This window comes from Bauldia sp. (genome assembly GCF_965232525.1).
In the GTDB taxonomy this organism is placed as follows: Bacteria; Pseudomonadota; Alphaproteobacteria; order Rhizobiales; family Kaistiaceae; genus Bauldia.
This window is the reverse complement of the sequence record NZ_OZ246980.1, coordinates 1365835-1382733: the sequence shown is the minus strand read 5'-3', so window position 1 is coordinate 1382733 and position 16899 is coordinate 1365835. Positions and strand designations below refer to the sequence as shown.

The 16899-nt window shown below is 64.5% G+C and carries 17 protein-coding genes and 1 tRNA gene; 8 read left to right on the top strand and 10 right to left on the bottom strand.

Annotated features, from left to right (window positions below; all coding sequences use genetic code 11):
• Complete coding sequence (locus ACO076_RS06605; RefSeq protein ID WP_421725931.1) at positions 1-1845, bottom strand: adenylate/guanylate cyclase domain-containing protein; 1845 nt, start codon at positions 1843-1845, stop codon at positions 1-3.
• Positions 1846-2227: 382 nt separating this feature from the next.
• Here ACO076_RS06605 and ACO076_RS06600 point away from each other — a divergent pair, with 382 nt between their 5' ends.
• The gene (locus ACO076_RS06600) at positions 2228-3688 is read left to right on the top strand and encodes a PLP-dependent aminotransferase family protein (protein ID WP_421725930.1); all 1461 of its coding nucleotides are present in this window, start codon (positions 2228-2230) and stop codon (positions 3686-3688) included.
• A gap of 139 nt (positions 3689-3827) precedes the next feature.
• On the opposite strand, the gene ACO076_RS06595 is transcribed toward ACO076_RS06600, so the two are convergent.
• Positions 3828-4709 carry a DMT family transporter gene (locus ACO076_RS06595; RefSeq protein WP_421725929.1) on the bottom strand — a complete coding sequence of 294 codons (882 nt, stop codon included), beginning with the start codon at positions 4707-4709 and terminating at the stop codon, positions 3828-3830.
• Between the two features lie 132 nt (positions 4710-4841).
• Between ACO076_RS06595 and typA the strand changes: the two genes are divergently transcribed.
• The 5 genes from typA (at position 4842) to ACO076_RS06570 (ending at position 11052) form a co-directional block, all read left to right on the top strand.
• A complete protein-coding gene (gene typA, locus ACO076_RS06590) occupies positions 4842-6656 on the top strand; it encodes a translational GTPase TypA (protein WP_421725928.1) in 1815 nt (604 codons plus the stop codon).
• Between the two features lie 284 nt (positions 6657-6940).
• Positions 6941-7366, top strand: a complete 426-nt coding sequence (locus ACO076_RS06585) for a DUF3302 domain-containing protein (RefSeq protein ID WP_421725927.1) — start codon at positions 6941-6943, stop codon at positions 7364-7366.
• Positions 7367-7376: 10 nt separating this feature from the next.
• Positions 7377-8513, top strand: a complete 1137-nt coding sequence (locus ACO076_RS06580) for an HlyD family secretion protein (RefSeq protein ID WP_421725926.1) — start codon at positions 7377-7379, stop codon at positions 8511-8513.
• A 261-nt stretch (positions 8514-8774) separates the two neighbouring features.
• Positions 8775-10409: an efflux transporter outer membrane subunit gene (locus ACO076_RS06575; protein ID WP_421725925.1), complete on the top strand. Its 1635-nt coding sequence runs from the start codon at positions 8775-8777 to the stop codon at positions 10407-10409.
• A 127-nt stretch (positions 10410-10536) separates the two neighbouring features.
• Positions 10537-11052: a GNAT family N-acetyltransferase gene (locus ACO076_RS06570; RefSeq protein WP_421725924.1), complete on the top strand. Its 516-nt coding sequence runs from the start codon at positions 10537-10539 to the stop codon at positions 11050-11052.
• A 78-nt stretch (positions 11053-11130) separates the two neighbouring features.
• On the opposite strand, the gene ACO076_RS06565 is transcribed toward ACO076_RS06570, so the two are convergent.
• On the bottom strand, positions 11131-11418 hold the full coding sequence (locus ACO076_RS06565; protein ID WP_421725923.1) for a YggT family protein: 288 nt from the start codon (positions 11416-11418) through the stop codon (positions 11131-11133).
• A 135-nt stretch (positions 11419-11553) separates the two neighbouring features.
• Between ACO076_RS06565 and ACO076_RS06560 the strand changes: the two genes are divergently transcribed.
• A tRNA-Ala gene (locus tag ACO076_RS06560) sits at positions 11554-11629 on the top strand.
• 61 nt (positions 11630-11690) lie between these two features.
• Here ACO076_RS06560 and ACO076_RS06555 read toward each other — a convergent pair.
• The 5 genes from ACO076_RS06555 to ACO076_RS06535 all read right to left on the bottom strand — a co-directional run bounded on the left by ACO076_RS06555 (position 11691) and on the right by ACO076_RS06535 (position 14654).
• Positions 11691-12359 carry an aquaporin gene (locus tag ACO076_RS06555; protein ID WP_421725922.1) on the bottom strand — a complete coding sequence of 223 codons (669 nt, stop codon included), beginning with the start codon at positions 12357-12359 and terminating at the stop codon, positions 11691-11693.
• The gene (locus tag ACO076_RS06550; protein WP_421725921.1) at positions 12356-12880 is read right to left on the bottom strand and encodes an arsenate reductase ArsC; all 525 of its coding nucleotides are present in this window, start codon (positions 12878-12880) and stop codon (positions 12356-12358) included. Before ACO076_RS06550 ends, ACO076_RS06555 begins: the two co-directional genes overlap by 4 nt.
• A gap of 5 nt (positions 12881-12885) precedes the next feature.
• Positions 12886-13251 (bottom strand): ArsR/SmtB family transcription factor, encoded by a 366-nt coding sequence (locus ACO076_RS06545; protein WP_421725920.1) that lies wholly within the window; start codon positions 13249-13251, stop codon positions 12886-12888.
• 84 nt (positions 13252-13335) lie between these two features.
• Complete coding sequence (locus ACO076_RS06540) at positions 13336-14130, bottom strand: hypothetical protein (RefSeq protein WP_421725919.1); 795 nt, start codon at positions 14128-14130, stop codon at positions 13336-13338.
• Positions 14130-14654 (bottom strand): RNA polymerase sigma factor, encoded by a 525-nt coding sequence (locus ACO076_RS06535; RefSeq protein ID WP_421725918.1) that lies wholly within the window; start codon positions 14652-14654, stop codon positions 14130-14132. Before ACO076_RS06535 ends, ACO076_RS06540 begins: the two co-directional genes overlap by 1 nt.
• Before the next feature lie 98 nt (positions 14655-14752).
• On the opposite strand from ACO076_RS06535, the gene ACO076_RS06530 reads away from it, so the two are divergent.
• Complete coding sequence (locus ACO076_RS06530) at positions 14753-15304, top strand: tetratricopeptide repeat protein (protein WP_421725917.1); 552 nt, start codon at positions 14753-14755, stop codon at positions 15302-15304.
• A gap of 278 nt (positions 15305-15582) precedes the next feature.
• Here the strand turns inward: ACO076_RS06530 and ACO076_RS06525 are convergent, their stop codons facing one another.
• Together ACO076_RS06525 and ACO076_RS06520 are read right to left on the bottom strand one after the other, a co-directional pair.
• Complete coding sequence (locus ACO076_RS06525; protein ID WP_421725916.1) at positions 15583-16305, bottom strand: glutamine amidotransferase; 723 nt, start codon at positions 16303-16305, stop codon at positions 15583-15585.
• Entirely contained in the window at positions 16292-16750 is a 459-nt protein-coding gene (locus ACO076_RS06520; protein ID WP_421725915.1) for a TerB family tellurite resistance protein, read from the bottom strand. Before ACO076_RS06520 ends, ACO076_RS06525 begins: the two co-directional genes overlap by 14 nt.
• Positions 16751-16899: the final 149 nt, after the last annotated feature.

The window sequence follows — 16899 nt, the reverse complement described above, 5'->3', positions numbered from 1 at the left end:
CTAGGTGTCGGGTGCGTCAGGCAGGCCAGCGAGACGCAAACCCTCCAGATATCTCTCCAGCACCTCTGGCTGAACAAACTGCATCGAATCGGCGATCTGAGGGACGGTCAACCCCGGACGCGACTCGAGAAAGCGCTCCAGCGATGCCTTGGCCGCGTCGATATCCCCGGCCTGGGCGAGGAACGCCGCGAGATCGCGATAGGCCCAGGTCGAGCCGACCTTGGCGCCGAGCGCGCGCCGCGCCCAATGGACGGCGCCGGCGGCATCACCGCAGGCGAACCGGGCGAAACCGATGCCGATGTAGCCATTGAAGGAGAACGGATCGAGTGGACTGAGCGCGATCGCCTTGTCGAAGCAGGTCTGCGCCACTTCCGGGTCGCCGCTATAGGCTTCGACGAAACCGCGGCGGGTCCACGCCCAAGCGTTGTTCGGATCGAGCGCCAAGGCGTGATCGATGAACACTCGCGCCCGGTCGATATCGCCGAAGAGCAGCATCGTCGCCGTGGCGAGCGCCGTCAGCGCGGTCGGGTCATCGCCCACGACGGGCGCGGCCTCCGCGATCAGCCGGTCGCCTTCAGCGCGCACGCCCGCGAGGTCGTCGGACCAGTTGTAAACGACGTGCTGGGCCCGCGCCCACGCGGCAATCGCCCTGGCGCGCGGATAACCGGGATCGACCCGCATCGCTTCGTCGAGCAGGCGAATCGCTTCTGCGTTGTCGTCGCGACGATGGGCCCACAGATGCGGCAGCGCCCGCAGCACCAGGTCGTAGGCGGCCATACTGCCTACCCGTTTCCGACGGGCGTGGGCGATTTCGGCGTCCCAGATCGACGGGCGCAGCGCCCCCGTCACCTTCATCGCGATCTCGTCCTCGAATTCGAAAATGTCCTCGATCACGCCATCGAAACTGTCAGCCCACAGATGCGCTCCGTTCGCCGCATCGATGAGTTGGGCCGTGACTCGTACCCGGTTACCGGATTTGCGCAGGCTGCCTTCGACCAGATATCGCACGCCGAGTTCGCGAGAGACCTGGCGGACGTCGACCTTGCGGTTCTTGTAGGCATATGCGGAATTGCGCGCGATGACCGTGAAGTCGCGAACCCGCGACAGCGACGCGGTGATCTCCTCGATGATCCCGTCGATCATCGAATCGGCTCCGGGATCGCCGGTCATGTTGTCGAAGGGCAGAACCACAATCGATGGCTGATCGCCACGCGCAGGCGCGCGTTCCTCCTGTACTTCAGCAGCCGGCGCCGATGCCGGCTCCTCACCGCGGCGGCGGTGGCCATAGCCAAAGGGCACCGGTTCGGTATCGCCGCCGGGATCCAGCCCCGTCCACAACCAGATTTCGAAAAGTTCGCCCGGTTTGCCTTTCAGCTCGACCCATTCGTTCCTGTTGAACTGCGCAGCCAAGTCACGGGTGAGCTGCCAGCGGACGGAGTGGGTGATCGCGATGCCACCGGGCGGCGACACCTCCTGCAACCGGACGACGAAGCCGACCGCGGCGCCGAACCGATCCTCTCCCTGAACGAAGACATCGGCGAGGGCAATGCCGAGCCGGCCGTTGATCGGCTCGCCCTGCCGGGCCGCGTTGTAGGCCGCCATCTCGGTCTGGAAGTCGATCGCCCACTCGACCGCGTCCTCGACGCTGGGAAACTCGATCAGCGCCCCATCACCCATCGTCTTGAACAGGTCGCCGGAGTGACGGGCCACGCTCGGCCGCAGCATCAACCGACGGATGCGGGCGAGCTCGGCCAACGTGCCACGCTCGTCGACCTCGACGAGGCGCGAGTAGCCCGCGACGTCGAGCGATACCAGAACGGTCAGCTTGCGAGACGCGCGCCGCATGGAAAGAATCCTCGGGACGGTGGCCGCAGTTTTGTGCCACCCGGGGCGCGCTTGCAAGCAAAGTCTTTGTTCTTAACCGCCTAGGACAATCCCTTCGCTGAATGTCGTCGGTCAGCGCAAGCTGTCGAGCCAACGCCGAGTTGGTCCATGCACCTCGATGGTCGGCCGCGCACGCTTGCGCCGCGGCATCCGATCCCATCTCACCCGGTGCTCATGATCGGCACCGTCAAGGTCGTACCGCCCCCTCAGCCAGCCGACCAACGCCCCCAGTCTCAGAAGCTTTACCATTGCTATGTCTCCAGTGTCCCGTTGCCGCCGACACCAGACACCGATTATGGTCCATTCGATACGTCCATTTTCGATATATCGACCGGACCAATCCATGAGCGACGAAACCGACCTTGCCTGGCTTTTCGACCTCGACCGCGACAGCGGCGAACTCGAGCGGCAGATCTATCGTCGAATTCTCGGAGCGGTTCTGGACCAGCGGCTGAAACCCGGCGCGCGACTGCCGGCAAGCCGCAAGCTGGCCGAGGAGCTCGGTGTCAGCCGCGGAACCGTGGTCGGAGCCTACGACCAACTGATCGCCGAGGGCTATCTGGAGGCGCAGACCGGACGTGGGACGACGGTCGCCAGCCTGCCGCCGCACTTGCTTGCCGACGCCGCGCAGACCGCCGGCTCGGGACCACAGCCGCCGACGGCCCAAGGCGTCGGCGCGATGATGGAACTCACCACCAGCGGCGGCATCCGACCGCGATGCTTTCCGCTCGGGATTCCCGACCTCGATGTGTTTCCCCGGAGGGAATGGACCCGCTGTCTGATCGCACGGGTCCGGCGCCTTCAGACATCGGACCTTACGTACGACAACGCCGCCGGCCTGCCGATCCTGCGACAAGCACTTATCGAGTATCTCAATCGCGCCCGCGGCGTGGTCGCCGATCCCGAACAGGTGGTCGTCGTGCCGTCAGCTCAGGCAGCGTTCGCGGCGGTCGCTGATGCCGCCATCGACCCGAAAGACGCCGTGGCGGTCGAAGACCCAGGTTATCGCAACGCCCGCAACATCCTCGCGGCGAATGGCGCGTCACTGTTACCGATTCATGTCGATGATGAAGGAATCGACACCGATCGGCTGGCGAAGCATGACGCCTTTCGGGTGGTCGCAGTGACCCCGTCCCATCAGTTCCCCACCGGCGTCACCATGAGTCTCAAGCGGCGCCTCCAGCTACTGGAGATCGCACGCGCGCGCCGGGCGTATATCCTCGAGGACGACTACGACAGCGAGTTTCGCTATACCGAACGCCCGATCGCGTCGCTGCAGGGCCTCGGCAATGGCGATAACGTTGTCTATGTCGGGACCTTCTCTAAGTCGCTGGCGCCCGGGCTGCGAGTCGCCTACCTGGTAGCACCGCCTCATCTGGCACCAATCCTCGCCGCCACGATCGCCGGCAAGGGCCAGATCGTGCCGGCCGTCGTCCAGGCGGCGATGGCCGATTTCATCACCGAGGGCTACCTCGCTGCCCACATCGGCCGCATGCGTGCGATCTATGGCAAGAAACGCGATACGCTGGTGGCGGCCCTGCGCGCGGCCCTGCCGGACACCATCCCCGTGGACCCACCGCGCGGTGGGCTGCAGATGCTGTTGAAACTGCCCGCCGGCACGAACGATGTCGGCCTCGTCGACGAGCTGGCCGCCGAAGGCATCGCCACCCGGCCGCTCTCCGGCTTGACGATCCGCAGCCGGGAGCGCGGCCTCTTGCTCGGATTCGCCCTGCCGAAGCTTGACGAAATCGATGCCGCCGCCCGGCGCATGGGTGAGGTCGTGCGCGCGCGACTGGGCGGCTGAGGCGATGGCGGCCCCGGGGGCGGGGCCGCTGGTCACTCTCCCGGCGGGAGAGGCGGTCTGCGTTAGCGAGGCGCGAAGTGGGTTTGCCCGCCTCACGAGGACAACGAGCCTCTCCCGCGCGGGGGATGGACATGAGCCGTTACGACCCGCTCCCCTTGATCTTGGCGAGCATCACGCCGCCAACGATGAGGATGCCGCCAACGATCATGCCCCCCGTGATTGGTTCATCGAGGAAGATGGCCGCGTTGGCGAAGGTGAAGATCACGGTCAGGGCGAAGAGCAGCGACGCAAGCACGGTCGAGACCTGCGCCGCCGCCTCGTACCAAAGCACATAGGCTATCGCGGTGGGGAAGATGCCCAACAGAACCAGCAGGAGGATATCGAGACCGGTGAGCTCCGACGGTAGCGCGAACGCGGCGAACGGCGTCATCAGCACTGCCGCGCCAACGAACGCGACCAGCATGAAGTTGACCCGGTCGAGGGGTGATTGGTCGTCGCTGGTCGATTTGCTCGCCGCGACCAGAAACGCCGCCCAGGTCAGACCGGCGAAAACCTCGATCGCGTCGCCAACGATAAAGTCGCTGCCGAGGTCAAAATCGCTGAGCACAGTGAGGTAGGCACCGACCACCACGATAAGGGTGGCGACGACCTCAAAAAACGTCGGGCTTTCGCGAAAGCCGAGCGCGAGGATCAACAGTACGAACACCGGCGCGGTGTTTTCCAGCAATATCGCGCTGGTGGCGCTCGCATACTGCAGGCCGATATGGAAGAAGGCAAAGTTGGCGGCGAGCGCCAGGACGACCGGGATCAGACCCTTGGTCTTCAGGTCGAGGGTCGGCCGGTGGCCAACGATCCGCAGCACGATGAACAGCGTCAGCGCGGCGATGTAGAGTCGGATGGTGGCGCTGGTGATACCGGCGATGTCGGCGGACAGGAACCGCACGATGGTCGAGTGGGTTCCCCAGAAGAACGCAGCCACTAAGCCGAGCAGCAGCGGCCGATATGTCGAAGCGTCGCGCAATTCGCCTGTCCCCCGGGTCGGCTGTATCCACGATACACTGCCGGTCGCGCGAACGCGACGCCGCCGCCGATTGCGTTTGCTGCGACGCAACCTATATTGCGCGCCAATCGAACCCCCGGATTCTCAGGCTTCATGAACCTGCGTAACATCGCCATCATCGCGCATGTCGATCATGGCAAGACAACCCTGATCGACGTGCTGCTCCGCCAGTCCGGCGCCTTCCGCGACAATCAGCGGGTCGCGGAGCGGGCGATGGATTCCAACGACCTGGAGCGTGAGCGCGGCATCACCATCCTCGCCAAGGTGACCTCGCTGGTCTGGCAGGACACCCGCATCAACATCGTCGATACCCCCGGCCACGCCGATTTCGGCGGCGAGGTCGAGCGCATCCTGTCGATGGTCGATGGCGCGATCCTGCTGGTCGATGCGGCAGAAGGGCCGATGCCGCAGACCAAGTTCGTGCTGCAGAAAGCGCTCCGCCGCGGGCTCAAACCAATCGTCGCCATCAACAAGATCGACCGGCCTGACGAGCGTCATACGGAGGTTCTGAACGAGGTGTTCGACCTGTTCGCCGCTCTCGACGCCAGCGAGGAACAGCTCGATTTCCCCGTCCTCTATGGCTCGGCCAAGGAGGGCTGGATGGCGGCCAATCCATCGGGGCCGAAGGATTCGACCGGGCCGCTGTTCGACCTGGTGCTCTCGCATTTCCCCGAGCCCACCGTCGAGGACGGCCCGTTCCGGATGCTTGCCACCACCGTCGAGGCGAATCCCTATCTCGGCCGCATCCTCACCGGCCGGATCGCATCGGGGACCGTGCGCGCCAACATGGCGATCAAGGCACTCGACCGCGACGGCAAGCTAGTCGAGCAGGGGCGGGTGTCCAAGGTGCTTGCCTTCCGCGGCCTGGAACGCCAGCCGATCGAGGAAGGCGTCGCCGGCGACATCGTCGCGATCGCCGGCCTCTCCGATGCCACTGTCGCCGACACATTGGCCACGCCGGAGGTCGACACCCCGATCGCCGCCCAGCCGATCGATCCGCCGACCTTGTCGATGACCTTCCGGGTCAATGACGGGCCGCTTGCCGGTACCGAGGGCGACAAGGTCCAGAGCCGCGTCATCCGCGAGCGGCTCATGCGCGAGGCCGAGGGCAACGTCGCGCTGCGGGTCGAGGAAACCGCCGAGCCGGACGCCTTCATCGTCGCCGGGCGCGGTGAGTTGCAGCTCGCTATCCTGATCGAGACCATGCGCCGCGAGGGCTTCGAGCTCTGCGTGGCGCGGCCGAAGGTGCTCTACCAGACCAGCGATGCCGGTCAGCGGCTCGAGCCGATCGAAGAGGTCACCATCGACGTCGACGAGGAGCACTCCGGCGTCGTGGTCCAGAAGCTGTCGGAGCGACGCGCCGACCTGCTCGAAATGCGCCCGTCCGGCGGCGGCCGGGTGCGGCTGGTGTTTCACGCGCCGACTCGCGGCCTGATCGGCTATCAGTCGGAACTTCTGTCGGACACGCGCGGAACCGCGGTCTTCAACCGCGTTTTCCACGACTACGCCCCTTATCGCGGCGACATCGCCGGGCGGCGGAACGGCGTGCTGATCGCCAACTCGGACGGCGAGGCGGTGGCCTACGCGCTGTGGAACCTGGAAGACCGCGGGCCAATGCTGATCGACCCCGGAGTCAAGGTCTATCGCGGCATGATCGTCGGCGAGCACACCCGCGGCAACGACCTGGAGGTCAACGTGCTGAAGGGCAAGCAGCTCTCCAACGTGCGCGCCGCCGGCAAGGACGAGGCGGTGCGCCTCACCCCGCCAATCCGCCTTTCGCTGGAGGCCTCGCTCGCCTATATCGGCGACGACGAGCTGGTCGAGATCACCCCGAAGTCGATTCGCCTGCGCAAGGCGCTGCTCGATCCCCACGCCCGCAAGCGGGCCGAACGCGCCGGCGCGGCTTAGCGAAGCCTGAGCCGCACTCCACCCGTCCGGCGCTTCGCGCCGACCACTCTCCCCCGGTTGGGGAGGGACAAGGTGTGGGGTCCTGCCCTCACCACAAAATCGGCCTAAGAAAAGCGGTCCTCCAAAAACACCGCGAGTCCCTCCCCGGCACCGGGAGGGGAACCGCTCGAAGGGTGGTGGGTGGGGTCGACGTCTAGATCGCGCGCCCCACCCCCCGGATTGATCCGAATCCCCGGCTCGCCTAGTCTCGGCACCCGGCGACGGCGGAGGAATCGGAAAGCGCTATGATCAGAGAGATACCGGCGGACGCCGGTCTCCTGCCCGGCCAGGCCGATCTGTTCACCTATCTGGCTTTCGTCTTTCTGATTGTCGCCATCGTCGCGATCTTCTCGCTGATCCTGTGGATCCTCGGACTGCCCGGCAAGATCGCGGTGCAGCGCCGCCACCCGCACGCCCAGACCGTGCGGTTGATGGGTTACGCCGGCGCGCTGGCGGTGATCCCGTGGATCCACGCCTTCATCTGGGCGTACCACGACTCCTTGACCGTCGACATCCGTCGCTTCCCCAAGGAAGAGGACGAGGCGATCGACAAGGAAATCGCCGAGATGACCGGCGAGGATAAGGACAAGAAGACGCCGGCGAAGGCGGAAATCGACAGGCCGACGCGGCTGCCTGATCCGGCCGGCGAAACCGGCGCGACGACGGCCTGATCCCATGGGAATGGCCCTCGTCATTACGCTGGTCTACGTCATCCTCGTATGGCTGGTATTCTTCAAGTTCAAATGGCTGAAGTTCTCGATCGTCTGGGGCGTGATCTCGTTCTGGATCGGCTTTCACCTGTTGCTGATCTTCATGATCGGCCTGCGGTTCTTCACGCCGTTTACCATCGACGCGCACTTGATCCGCAACACTATCCAGATCGTGCCGCGTCTACAGGGGCCGACAACGCTGAAAGAGGTCTTGTTCGAGCCTAACCAGCCGATCAAGAAGGGCGAACCACTCTACAAGTTCGAGACCACCGACTACGAGGCCAAGGTCGAGCAGGCCCGGGCCCAGCTCGCCGCCGCCGAGCAAAACGTCCTGATCATGGACGCCAATGTCACAGAGGCGCAGCAGCAGCTGATCGCGGCCCAGTCGGAACTCGCCTACGCCACCGCCCAACAGCAGCGCTTCACCAACCTTGCCGCCCAGGGCGGCGCCCGGCAGGAGGACGTCGACCGGTGGAACGCCGAGGTGGAAGCCGATACCGCCCAGGTGGCTGCGGCGACCGCCGGCCTGCAGAAGGCCCAGTTGGCGCGCGACATGAACATCGACGGCGTCAACACCAGCGTCGCCCAAGCGCGCGCCCAGCTGACCGAGGCCCAGTATTTCCTCGATCAGACCACCATCTACGCCCCGGCCGACGGCTATATCGTCAGCCAGCAGGCGTGGCCCGGGCTGGTGGTGGGTGACTTTCGGGTCGGTGCCATCGCCGCCTTCGTCGTCGACGAAGACCCGTATATGCTCGGCGCCTTCTTCCAGGAGCACATCAAATTCGTCGAACCCGGCCAGACGGTCGAGATCGCCCTCGATATCGCGCCGGGCGTCATCTACACCGGCAAGGTCGAGGCGATCTGGTGGGCGACCGGCCAGGGCCAACTCCTGCCGTCGAGCCGTATCCCCCGTTTCATCCTGCCCAAGCTCCAAGGCAAGTTCGCCGTCCAGGTCACCTTCGACGATCCCGACGCCTTTCTGCCGGCGGGCGCCCACGGCGCGGTCGCCGTATACACCGGCCGCAGCGCTGGCTTCGAGGCGCTGCGCAAGATGAACATCCGCCTCTACAGCTGGGCCAACTTCCTGTTCCCGCTAGATTTGTAGAGGTTAGTTCGTTCGGACTGGGCACACGATTTCGATGAATTCGATACGCTCAGTTGGCGTCGGAATGCCGTTCTTCTTCAATTCATGATCGACGCCGATCGCACCAACCCGGCTCAATTCTTCACAAGCCCCACTCCAGCGGGCGCTTGCCCCCACTCTATCGGCAGCCGCATGTCCTAGAGCACCGTCTCACCGTTAACGCTATCTTATGCGGCCGACGTCCATTAGGGTAAGTGGGGACGAGTAAACGGGACGCGTAGGATGGCGGCATCCGGGCTGAAAACCGCCGCACGCCGCTGGATTGTGCCAGTTCTGGCCGGCGCGCTGATGGCCGGCTGTGCCATCGTCGGACCTGACTTCACCACTCCCGCCGCGCCGAAGCAGCCCCACTGGGTGCGCGCCGCGGTCGCCTCCCACGCCCAATATGCCGGCGTCACCGAGCGGCGCCAGCCATCGGTTGAGTGGTGGCGGCGGTTCAACGATCCGGTCCTCAACCAGCTGGTGGCGATGGCCTACCAGCAGAACCTGACGCTGCAGATCGCCGGCCTCAGGATCATCGAGGCCCGCGCCCAGCTCGGCATCGTCATCGGCGACCAGTTCCCGCAGACCCAGAAAGTCGGCGCCGAATACAAGCGCGAGCGGGTGAGCAAGAACGTCGGCATCCTCAGGGATATCGCCGAAGTCATCGACTTCGACCCGACCTTCCAGACGTGGTCGACCGGATTCGACGCCGGGTGGGAGCTCGACATCTGGGGTAAGGTGCGCCGCGGTATCGAGGCTGCGACCGCCAACCTGGTCGCCCAGATCGCCGACTATGACGACGTACTGGTGATCATCACCGGCGATGTCGCCACCGCCTATGTCACCATCCGCGAACTGCAGGAGGAACTGGCGCTCGCCCGCCGCAACGTCAACACCCAGAGCGAAAGCCTCCGGATCACCGAGCTCAGGTTCAAGAACGGGGTGACCACCGAGCTCGATGTCGACGAAGCGAAGGCGCTCCTGAACAGCACCAAGGCCGAGATCCCGGCGCTGGAGGCCGATCTCGTCAAGGCCAAGAACGCGCTCGCCGTACTGCTTGGCGTACCGCCCGGCCAGATTGACGGGCTGGTGGATCGCCCCGGCGCGATCCCCCGGCCGCCGGCCGAAGTCGGGCTCGGTATTCCGGCCGACCTGCTGCGCCGCCGGCCGGATATCCGTGCCGCCGAGATGCGCGCCGCGGCCCAGTCGGCCCAGATCGGCGTGGCCAAGGCCGACCTTTATCCACAGTTCGGCATCTCCGGTCAGATCGGCTTCAAGGCCACCGACCTTGACGACCTGTTCTCGAACCAGAGCCTGACCGGCCTGATCAATCCGGGGATCAGCTGGGACTTTCTCAACTACGGCCGCATCCGCAACAATGTGCGGGTCCAGGACGCGCGCTACCAAGCGCTGATCGTCAACTACCAGCAGACGGTGCTGGAAGCCTATTCGGAGGTCGAGAGCGCGCTGACCGCCTTCCTCAAGGCGAAACAGGAGGCGCTCTACCTGTCGCGGGCGGTGGAAGCCTCGCGCAAGGCAACCCGGGTCGCCATCGAGCAATACCGGGACGGCACCACCGATTTCACCCGTGTTCTCAACACGCAAACCACGCTGCTGCGCACCGAGCAGCGGCTTGCCTCCGTGCGCGCCGACGTGGTGGTCAACCTGATCGCGGTCTACAAAGCGCTCGGCGGCGGCTGGCAGCCGGCGAATCAGCGCCCCTTCGTCAATCAGGCCAACAAGGACCAGATGGCGGCGCGCACCAATTGGGGCCGCCTTCTCGACGAAGACGCCATAACACCGAGCGAACGCGCGCTCGAACCACCCCCATCGCCGCGACTCAATCCGCGGCGATTCGAGCCGGCCGATTGGTAGGCGCGTCTCCGCTCGTCACCCGAGTCTAGTCGGACCCGACGCAGGCTTGCAACACCGATCGAAAATGTGATCGGGACGCGCGCCGCGCCCCCTTTGCAGCGGCGACGGTCGGTCCTAAGCTTCCCCTATGAGCACCTTCACCATAGGCGTTCGCCGGGCCGAACAGAGCGATGCGGAATCGATCACCCGCGTGCATGACGCTGCGTGGCGCTTTGCCTATGACGGGATCATCCCAGCGCAGGAGCTCTCCCGGATCATCGCCCGGCGTGGCGCGCGCTGGTGGGATCGTGCCATCCGGCGCGGTACGGCGATCCTGGTCATGGAAGTCGGCGGCGAAATCTGCGGCTACGCCACCTTCGGCCCGAATCGCGCCCGCAACCTGTCCCAGAAGGGCGAGGTCTACGAAATCTACCTGATGCCGGAATATCAGGGCATCGGCCTCGGCACCCGGCTCTTTCTCGCCTGCCGAAAGGAACTCGCCCGTTTCCGCTTCGACAGCATCGTCGTCTGGGCGCTGGCCGACAACGAGAATGCCTGCCGGTTTTACCGCAACGCAGGCGGACGCAAGGTCGCCCGTGCCGCCGAGCGGTTCGGCGACATGCAACTCGCCAAGATCGCCTTCGCCTGGGGCCCAGCGCACTGACGCCAATCCAGTCGGGCGCAATAATCGGCGCTGCACCGAACCCTGCTGCAGCCTCGTGTGTTGATGGCGGGATGTTCGCTACAGCGACTGGGCGATGTTGCCGAGCACCACGCTTTGAATGAAAACGATGATCAGGATTACGACGATCGGCGAGATGTCGATTCCACCGAAGTTCGGCAGGATGTTGCGGATTGGCCGCAATACCGGCTCGGTGACCGCATAGAGGAATTGGACGAGCGCGGAAACCAGCTGGTTGCTGGTGTTGATGACGTTGAAGGCAATCAGCCACGACACAACAGCGGCGGCGATCAGCACGTAGATATAGAGCTGGAGCAACCAACTCACGAAAAGAATGAACGCCAGCATCGCCGATTCCCGCTGTCTGGAGGAAAGAAGGGTGCCCGGTGATGTAGCTCCGGGACCGGTTCGCCGCAACCCTCGCCCGCGCCCACCGGCCGCCTTGACACCCTCCCGCGCCAAACCCTAAATGGCGCCCACTCTGGGGCCGTAGCTCAGTTGGGAGAGCGCTACGTTCGCAATGTAGAGGTCAGGGGTTCGATTCCCCTCGGCTCCACCAGCGCCTTCGTCTGAGTCGGCAAGCGACGGCGTCGCCCGTCCCTAACGATCGATCCCTAGTCTCATTGAGCCTTCGCGAAAACACCACGAACGACGGCGACAGCGCAAACCGCGCCTATGAGCTGCGCCAGAATGAAGGCCGGCGCGTGCTGCGGGGCGATGCCAGAGAACGTGTCGGTAAGCGACCGTGCGATGGTAACCGCCGGATTGGCGAACGACGTCGACGAGGTGAACCAGTACGCCGCGGTAATATAGAGCCCGACCGCGAAGGGGATGGCGGAGGGGTTGCGGCCAACCAGCGCCAGGATGGTCAGCACAAGACCGAAGGTCGCGACAAGTTCGCCGAGCCATTGGCCCGATCCGGTTCGCAAAACCGTGCCGGCTTGAAACGCCGCCAGATCGAACATCAGGTGAGCAACCAGGACGCCGGCGATGCCACCGACGATCTGAACGACGACATAGGCCGCAGCTGGACCACCGCCGATTTCGCCGCGTATCAGAAACGCCAGGGTCACCGCGGGGTTGAAGTGGGCCCCCGATACCGGGCCGAAAACGAGGATTAGGACGATGAGAATGGCGCCGGTCGGCAACGTGTTGCCAAGGAGCGCCAATGCAACGTTGCCGCCCGCCAGCGTCTCGCCCATGATCCCCGAACCGACGACGGTGGCAAGCAGAAAGGCCGTGCCGAGCGCCTCCGCCGCCAGACGTTGCGGCATCGCGGCATCGGTCATTGACCGCGGGCCTTCTCCGTCGCGCCCTTCAGTTGACCAATTTCCCCGAGCCGGGCCTGGAGTGACAGCCGATCGAGCGCGGCCAGCGGCAGGTTGACGAAGGCGCTGATCCGCGCGTTCATCATGCGATAGGCCTCGCTGAAGGCGAAGGCGACCTCGGCGGGGGAGCCAGTAGCCGCGGCCGGGTCCGGTATGCCCCAGTGCGCCGACATCGGCTGCCCCGGGAAGACCGGGCAGGTCTCGGCCGCATCGTCACAGACGGTGAAGACGAAATCCATCTGCGGGGCGTCGGGCCCCATGAACTCTTCCCAGGATTTCGAGCTGAACCGATCGATGCTGTAGTTCAGATCTTTCAGCAAGGTGGCGGCATGAGGATTGACTGCGCCTTTCGGCTCGCTGCCGGCACTGAAAGCGCGAAACTTGCCGATCCCCTCGCGACCGAGAATCGCCTCGGCCATGATCGAACGCGCTGAGTTGCCGGTGCACAGGAAGAGAACGTTCAGCATCCTATCGTCGTTCATGTTTCTCAAGCCTCTTGTGGCATGGGTGGTTTCCGCGAGCTGTCATCCGAGTCGCCGGGCACACACACCTCGGGACGGCCGTCGCAACAGTCGTCGGTCAGAAAGGCGATCAGCACGCTGACCCGGTCGAGCGCGGCGCGATAGGCGACGATTCGCCCCGACCGGCTGTAGGTCACCAGTCCGGCATGGGCGAGCGCGGCAAGATGGGTGGAGAGCGTGTTGTGGGGGACATCAAGCCGACGGGCGATCGTGCCGGCCGGTAATGTTCCCGGATAGGCCGCGACCAGCGTCCGAAATGCAGCGAGCCGGGTCGGTTGGGCCAGCGCCGACAAGGTCCGGATCGCATCGTGATCGTCCATATGTCGAGACATATCGACGTATCACGACAGCTCGGTGACACCCGGCTTCTTCTGGGCCCAGCGTTGGGACCAGGATCGCAAGCCGGGACGAAGATGCTACGACACCCGGGCGTCCAGGCTTTCGGCGAGCGCTTGCAGGGTCTCGTCGGGCAGCTTGCCGATCAGCATGTAGCCGATCCCGTCCTGATTCCAGAAGGCGATCGGCCAGCCGTCCCGCTCCTCCAGCGCCAGCGGCGCGTCCGGCTTGCCGTTGGCGATGATGCAGAACGCGACGGGTCCCGCATCATCAGACAGATAGGCGATCTGAGCGAGCGGCAGGTCGTTGAAGGACAGCAGTTGTGTGCGCCTCAACGTCATTCCTGGCAGAGCGACTTCGTCCGGCGTCAAGTCCAGCGAAAGGCGCGTACTGGCATCCGCGAGCTCAGTCACGCGCTGCGACGGATCGTCGGGGATAGCTGCAAGCGTCTCGGGGGTGTAGAGGCCCCAATAGTCGGCGACGGCGACCCGCCAGTTTTCCGGCGGGCCGTGAACGACCTGGACCTCGGGATAGGCAAATCGACCCACACCGAACCCAACCGCCGTGCCGACTACAGCAAGCAACACGACGGCCGCGGCGGCGTAGCGACGCCAACCGCGATCGTTCGCCGGCTTGGCCGCCGCGATATCAAGTGCGGCGTTGAGCCGGTCCATCGGCGCATCCTGGAGGAGAAGATCGAAGGCGTCTTCGGCCGGTCGAGCAGCCGCAAGCGCATCGCGCCGGGCGCGTAGCAATGGATCGTCGGCCAAGCGCGACAGCAGCGCGTCGCGCTCGTCCGCTGGCAACTCATTGTCGATCAGACCGGTGAGTTGGATATCGGTTTCGGTGACTGTTTCACGATGCCTCCCTCCCACTATGATATCTCCCGCCGGCTCTGCGGCTGTGCTTCGTTACGAGCGGTTAACCTGACACGAGCCGCCGCCAAGCGACTCATGACCGTGCCGATCGGAATATCCAGGGCCTCCGCAGCTTCGCGATAAGTAAACCCTTCAACGTACACTAGAAACACTGTTTCCCTCTGGGCCTCAGGCAACCCCTGTACATCTTTTAACACCTGAACCGCCGCGATATTCGTCTCCACCGCATGGAGTCCATCATAGACCAGGGCCACTTCGGCATCGACGTGACCTTCACCCAGCCGATATCGGGACGCCCGCAGTTCATTCAACCAAATCCGGTGTAGAATCGTCAGCAGCCAGCGGTCGAGCCGGGTGCCGGGCTGAAATTGCTCAGCCCGCTCCAAGGCGCGCAGGCACGTGGCCTGTACCAGGTCCTCGGCCGTGTCCCGGTTACCGGAAAGAACCAGGCCATAGCGCCAGAGCCGCGACAGCAGCGGCTTCAGCCCAGCCCTCACAACTTCGTGACTGCTTTCCGTCATGGCGGCGCGAATAAGATGGCAGGAGCGCGTGTTCTATGCGGCGTGACTGTAAACGACCCGCACGGTTCGGGCGCAACCCTTTTTTCGGGAGAAGAGAAATGAATCGATCGACTCTTATAGCACGTGCAACCGGCTCCGCCGCCACAGTCTTCGCGGTGAGCTTCCTGGCCCTTTCGGCGCCGGCTTATGCGGCCAGTGGCTCGGGCGGCGGCGGTAGCTCCGACGAAGTGACCTGCCGCGAAGGGCTGGTCTACGACAAGGCGAAGCAGATGTGCGTGCGCGAGGAAGCCGCCAACGACGCGGACCTCTACGCGACTGGGCGCGCGGTGGCGCTCGCCGGCGACTATGAGCGGGCGCTTCGGCTGCTCCACTCCGTCGAGGACAAGAATGACGCGATGGTGCTGACGATGATCGGCTACTCCACCCGCAAGATGGGCCGCGTCGAGGAAGGCATCGAGTACTACCACCAGGCGCTGGCCATCGAGCCCGACAATGTCTTCACCCGCGAATATCTCGGCGAAGGTTATGTCAGCCAGGGTCGCTACGATCTGGCTGAAGTTCAACTCGCCAAGATCGAACAGATTTGCGGGCGCGACTGCGAGCAGTATCAGGACCTGTCGGCGGCGATCGCCGGCGATCCGGACTGGTAGGATCGGCCGCCGGCGGATCTGATCCGTCGGCCAAGAAGCTGGACGGGGAAGGCGAACCGGGGGTCAACGGTTCTCCTTCCCCGCCAGGTCTCGCTGACAACGCATCACCAAAGGCCAGCGTGGTTAAAACCTCGCAATCCGCTTGCCAGGCAGCTTTCGTCGCCGGCATACCAAGCCTTGGGGCTTGGTGGACTATCAACGCAATTTATTGAAATTCTTTACGTTTCAGTAACGACCAGCGCATTGCAATCTGCAATTCGTCTTGCAGATTGCAAGGGTCATCCACCAAATCCGTTCCTCGGATCCCGGGCCAGCCAATGGTCCAGGAAGGTGTCGAGAAAACGCGCGGTTTTCCAGTCGTGCAATGCCCGACCTGTGAAGTGCGCCGCGGGTGCCTGGGCGCCGGGCATCGGCTCCCGCTCGGCAACACTGCGCGTCCAGCGACCGACCATCGCCATCGTCAATTCGATGTGGAACTGTATCCCGAAGGCGGCACGGCCATAGGCGAACGCCTGGTTGCGGAAGATATCGCCCTCGGCAAGCAGAACCGATCCGTCCGGCAGCTCGAACCCTTCGCGATGGAAATGGTGGACATAGTCAGGCCACTCCATCAGCTCACGTCCGGCCGGTGTCGCGCGAAGAGGATAGTAGCCGACTTCGACCCGGCCCTCCGGGTGGCTGGTCACCGGCGCTCCGAGATGGCGGGCAAGCATCTGAGCGCCGAGGCAGAGACCAAGAAAGGGCGCCTCTTCCGCCAACGCAACGCGAATCCAGTCCGTTTCGACGCCGATGTAGTCGTCCTCGTCATTGGCGCTCATCGGGCCGCCGAAGATGACCGCCGCGGCGTGCTCGGCCAACGTGTCGGGTAGGGAATCGCCAAAGCGCGGCCGCCGGATATCAAGGCGATGTCCCCGCGCCATCAATCGCAGGCCAACGCGACCGGGCGTCGAATGCGCCTGGTGAAGAACGATCAGAACGGGCTTGGACTCAGGCTCCCGCATCACCGCGGACGGCGTGCTTTAGCCGGATTCGGGCTTGCGAGGACACGCCCAGCAGTTCGGCGACCCGCCATAAGAGATTGTCCTCGAACTCGTGCACCTTGCCGTCGGCGAAGGCGAGCTGCCACATCATCTCGACGATCCGCTCCCGATCGGCCTCGTCGAACTGGCTCTTAACGATGCTGGTGAAACCATAGAGGTCGACGGCCTCCTTATCGGCTTTCTCCGCGTCGACGACCAGTTCATCGACATCGGCGTCGTCGAGCTCAAATCGCTCCTTGAGAACCGATCGCAGCTTGGCCTTTTCGGCTTCGGAAACCTCGCCATCGATGGCGATCACGTGAAACAGCAAGGCGGCGGCCGCAAGCCGGCATCGATCCTCGCTGATCGGCTCCGGCTCCGCGTCGCCCCTGAGGTCGGCCAGAAACTGCTTCAACGCGGATATCATCCATGCACTCCCCTGCCGCCCGACATCCCTGAACCCATTGACCGTCGCGCCCACAAACGAAAACCGCCGGCGCTGGCCGGCGGTTTCATCTAAGAAACAGATCCGAGAAAAACAAACGTCTCGTAGAACCCTTTGCCCGATCCAAAAAA